1 protein-coding gene is annotated in these 257 nt (G+C 59.9%); it reads right to left on the bottom strand.

The features are described from left to right. A partial coding sequence (locus tag SB771_RS35580) for a hypothetical protein (protein WP_410722116.1) occupies positions 1 to 208 on the bottom strand: 208 nt, incomplete at its 3' end. Positions 209 to 257: the final 49 nt, after the last annotated feature.

The raw sequence follows: 257 nt of genomic DNA, 5'->3' as shown, positions 1-257 counted from the left end.
ACATGCGTTTTTCCCAATCGGCGGGCGTCCCCTGCATGTTAACGGACATTACGTGTCGGCACTTGCCAGCATGCGCCGGCGGCCTTTCGGAAAGCCGGATATCTAGGCAGCCGGCAAGGGTGCCGCACCAGGTTGACATGCGAGGCACCTCGAGTCTGCCGCGCGAAGCGGGCAGGCAAAAATCAAAAGAGGAGACAGTCAGTTGCATCCCGAACCACTCATCTCTTGAGCTTCCAGCGGACGAACATCGGTCCGCC

It is taken from the genome of Burkholderia sp. SIMBA_051 (assembly GCF_046534915.1).
GTDB classification, from domain to species: Bacteria; Pseudomonadota; Gammaproteobacteria; order Burkholderiales; family Burkholderiaceae; genus Burkholderia; species Burkholderia ambifaria.
This window is presented reverse-complemented; position numbering and strand designations above follow the sequence as displayed.